Here is a 3,393-nt window from a genome sequence, read left to right on the forward strand (position 1 = left end):
GCATCTCAACCAGGTCGAGCTGGCGGCTCGATGGAAGATCAGCCCGCGCACTTTGGAGCGCTGGCGTTGGACCGGTGAGGGCCCCGCCTTCATCAAGATCGGCGGCCGGGTCGTGTACCGGCTCGAGGATGTCGAGGCCTTCGAGCACACGCAGCTGCGCGCCAGCACCGCTGACACCTCCCCCAAGCCTGCAGCGTGAGGGAGGTAATGATGACCATTGCCAATACCATCACGCTCGACGCGCTTCGCCACATGGCAGTCGGCGACATCGAGGCGCTGCCGGCAGAAGAGCTTGCGCGGCTGCAGAATGAGGCAGATGACGCGTTCCACTCCGCGAAGAGCCTGCGCGACTGGCTAGAAGGGGCGATCGCCCTTCGCTACGGCGAGCCGGCCGCTCAGGCACGCCACGAAGCTGGCAAGGGGTGTCAACGGCAGAGTAAAAGTGGGCCAAAGGGCAGCGCAAAATGTTGGTAATCATCCGGCGTAGGCCGCGGTCGCTGGCTTCTCTCAGATCGTAGGCTTGGGTTTGCGGGGCCGCGGGGCCCATTTCTTGGCGAGCTTATCGAAGCGCTCGATGATGCTGTCGTTCCCGGCATCTTCGGCGTCGAAGTTCCCGCCCGACCAGTGGACCATATCCGCGTGCTGCTCGTGATCGGGATCGGCGAGAGCTTCGAGGAACTCCTCGTAGCCGCAGGCGCCGCCGACGTCCTCGGGCGGGCAGGCCCCGGTGGCCTTCAGCAGCCGTGGATAGGTCATGCCTGGGGCAGCCTCGCCCACCCGTTCTATCCGGATACTGTGGTCCCAGTCATCACCGAAGTCGTAGACATACTGGATCGTCCTGGTGCCGGTCTGGTCGAGCAGCTTTTCCAGGGTGATCTTCTTCGCGTCCATGGGGCCGTCGTAGAACCCGTCCGGGTCGGGCACGCCCCAACCGGCATCCCCCACCCGGAACTCATAGAGATGGGTGTCCGTCCAGCCCATGGCTGCCTGGATGACCTCATGCAGCCGGTCGAGCCTGATCTTCAGCGGCACCTCGATATGGCGCATTGGCTGCGGGTCGACATCGTTCAGAATGATCCGGAGGCGGGCGATCAGAGTCATGCGGCCATCCTTTGTCGCGTCGGGGACCAGTTCCAGGGCAACAGATCCGGCACCCGGGAGGCTGTCGTGCCGGGCAGCCGGGCGAGGACATCGGCGAGCCAGGCCTGAGGATCGACATCGTTCATCTTCGCGGTGACAATCAGGGAATACATGAAGGCTGCGCGTTCACCTCCGCGCTCGGAGCCGGCGAAGAGCCAGGACTTCCGGCCGAGGGCCACGCCGCGCAGCGCCCGCTCGGCGGCGTTGTTCGTCAGGCAGATCCGGCCATCGTCGAGGAAGCGGGTGAACGCGTCCCAGCGGTCTGCCCTGAACATGTATGCGATCGCCTTGGCGACGGGGTTGTGCCTCGACATCGTATCGCGCTCGGCTTGCATCCAGTCGCGCAGGTCCTCGACCAGCGGACGGGACAGCCGTTGCCGGGCCGCGAGCCGTGATGTGGCATCCAGACCGTTGATCTGGCGTTCGATGTCGAAGATGGCATCGATCTTCGTCACTGCCTCCAGCGCCACGGGCGATATGTCATGGGCGGGCTTGCCCTTCCGGACAATCCCCTCGATGTCGGCGAGTTCGAAGAACTTGCGCCGGGCATGGCTCCAGCAGAGCGCGCTGCTCACCGGGCCGGGATCACGGTCGCCGCGATAGAGGTCGTTGTAACCGCCGTAGGCATCGGCCTGCAAAATGCCCTGCCAGCCGGCGAGATGCCGGTTGGGATGGGCCATCTCCCGGTCGCGGGAGAAGTGCAACAGCGCGGCCGGAGGCGCGCCACCCGCGAACGGGCGATCATCGCGGACATAGGTCCAGAGCCGCGCCGTGCGCGTCCCGCCCTTCGCCAGAAGCGGCACCGTCGTGTCATCGCCATGCAGCCGCTCGGCCCCGAGAACATGGGTCCTGATCAGCGCATGGATCGGCGCGAGCGCAGCAGCGCAGGCCCCGACCTGGTCGGCGAGCGTCGAGAGGCTGATCTCGACACCTTCCTTCGCGTAGCGCTCGGCCTGACGGTTCAACGGTTGGTGCTGGCCGAACTTCTCGAAGAGCACCATCGCCAGCAGGTTCGGGCCGGCCCAGCCACGGGGCGTGGGATGGAACGGCGCCGGCGGCTGGCTGATCTTCTCGCAAGCCCGGCAGGTGAACTTCTCACGGACCGTCTGGATCACCTTCCACTGCCGGGGAATGACCTCAAGCGTCTCGGTGACGTCCTCGCCCATCTTCACTATGCGATCCGAGCCGCAGCAGGAACAGGCCGTGGGCGCCGCGATCACCACGCGCTCGCGCGGCAGATGCTCCGGAAACGGCTTCCGCGCCGGACGGCGACGTTTGAGCCCTGCGACGGTCGTGGTCTTCGCCACCTTCTCGGCGGAGATCTCGTCTTCGGTGGCCGCGGCCTCGAGTTCCTCGAGCTGCAATTCCATCTGGTCGATCAGGCGGGCGCGACGTTCCGAGCTGTGGCCGTATTGCTCGCGCCGGAGCTTGGCGATCTCGAGCCGAAGATGCTTGATCATCGCCTCGGAGGTCGAGACCACCGCCCGGGTCTGCGCCAGCTCGCTCTCGGCGGCCTCGGCACGGGCCTCCGACGCCGCGAGCGCGGCACGCAATCTGGCGATCTCGGAAGCGGCATCTGACATGGGCAAAAGCTACCACGCGGCCATCGGAAAGCCCATGCAAATAAGGCCAGTGAGGCTGATTTATCCCGCCTTTGCAGGGCGTTGCGTCCAGCGCGGATTGCGCCAGTCTATCCCCTCCAGGAGATAGCCGAGCTGGGCCGCGGATATCTGCACCGCTTCACCACTTCCGCTGGTCGGCCAGATGAACTTCCCGGCCTCCAGCCGCTTGGTGTAGAGCGACATGCCGACCCCGTCGTGCCAGAGCAGTTTGACCAGGTCGCCCTTGCGCCCGCGAAAGCAGAAGATCTCGCCGGCATGCGGATCGCGCCCGAGCCCCTGCTGCACCGTCAGCGCCAGGGTGTTCATGCCGCGCCGCATGTCGGTGACCCCGCCCGCGATCCACACGCGCACCCCCGCCGGGAAGGCGATCATCGGCCTTCCAGGGCCGGAAGCAGCCGCGCCAACACCTCCGGGTCCACCGACGAAGGGACCAGAAGCCGCCGCCCATTCCTCAGCACGATCTCGAGCTGAACGTCTGGGGTGTCGCGCGGCGCCTCCTGTGCCGTCACGGACACTCCCGCAGGCGCCTTGGTTGAAACCGCCAGCGGGATGAATGAAGGCGGCGTCTCGTTCCCAAGCTCACCGTCGCGATACTGCCGCCGCCATGTCGTCAGCAACGAGCGCGACACAC

At 66.1% G+C, this 3,393-nt stretch carries 6 protein-coding genes; 2 read left to right on the top strand and 4 right to left on the bottom strand.

Annotated elements, in window-relative coordinates; translation table 11 throughout:
• Together Q0602_RS02600 and Q0602_RS02605 are read left to right on the top strand one after the other, a co-directional pair.
• The coding region (locus Q0602_RS02600) for a helix-turn-helix domain-containing protein (protein WP_298838499.1) at positions 1-199 on the top strand (199 nt) is incomplete at its 5' end.
• A gap of 11 nt (positions 200-210) precedes the next feature.
• Positions 211-474 carry a hypothetical protein gene (locus Q0602_RS02605; RefSeq protein ID WP_298838502.1) on the top strand — a complete coding sequence of 88 codons (264 nt, stop codon included), beginning with the start codon at positions 211-213 and terminating at the stop codon, positions 472-474.
• A gap of 33 nt (positions 475-507) precedes the next feature.
• Here Q0602_RS02605 and Q0602_RS02610 read toward each other — a convergent pair whose 3' ends face one another.
• The 4 genes from Q0602_RS02610 to Q0602_RS02625 form a co-directional block, all read right to left on the bottom strand.
• Positions 508-1,101 (bottom strand): plasmid pRiA4b ORF-3 family protein, encoded by a 594-nt coding sequence (locus tag Q0602_RS02610; protein ID WP_298838504.1) that lies wholly within the window; start codon positions 1,099-1,101, stop codon positions 508-510.
• Positions 1,098-2,723 carry an IS66 family transposase gene (locus Q0602_RS02615; protein WP_298838507.1) on the bottom strand — a complete coding sequence of 542 codons (1,626 nt, stop codon included), beginning with the start codon at positions 2,721-2,723 and terminating at the stop codon, positions 1,098-1,100. Before Q0602_RS02615 ends, Q0602_RS02610 begins: the two co-directional genes overlap by 4 nt.
• Positions 2,724-2,783: 60 nt before the next feature.
• The gene (gene tnpB / locus Q0602_RS02620) at positions 2,784-3,134 is read right to left on the bottom strand and encodes an IS66 family insertion sequence element accessory protein TnpB (RefSeq protein WP_009803441.1); all 351 of its coding nucleotides are present in this window, start codon (positions 3,132-3,134) and stop codon (positions 2,784-2,786) included.
• Positions 3,131-3,393: hypothetical protein (locus tag Q0602_RS02625; RefSeq protein WP_298838523.1), on the bottom strand; the 263-nt coding region annotated here is incomplete at its 5' end. The genes tnpB and Q0602_RS02625, both read right to left, overlap by 4 nt.

This window comes from uncultured Salinicola sp., from assembly GCF_937921195.1.
Taxonomy (GTDB): Bacteria; Pseudomonadota; Gammaproteobacteria; order Pseudomonadales; family Halomonadaceae; genus Salinicola.

What these genes read in the sequence shown, in the direction of transcription:
- Q0602_RS02605 (WP_298838502.1), top strand. Translation starts at nt 211, where the DNA reads ATGACCATTGCCAATACCATCACGCTCGACGCGCTTCGCCACATGGCA.
- Q0602_RS02615 (WP_298838507.1), bottom strand. Translation starts at nt 2,723, where the DNA reads ATGTCAGATGCCGCTTCCGAGATCGCCAGATTGCGTGCCGCGCTCGCG.
- Q0602_RS02610 (WP_298838504.1), bottom strand. Translation starts at nt 1,101, where the DNA reads ATGACTCTGATCGCCCGCCTCCGGATCATTCTGAACGATGTCGACCCG.
- tnpB (WP_009803441.1), bottom strand. Translation starts at nt 3,134, where the DNA reads ATGATCGCCTTCCCGGCGGGGGTGCGCGTGTGGATCGCGGGCGGGGTC.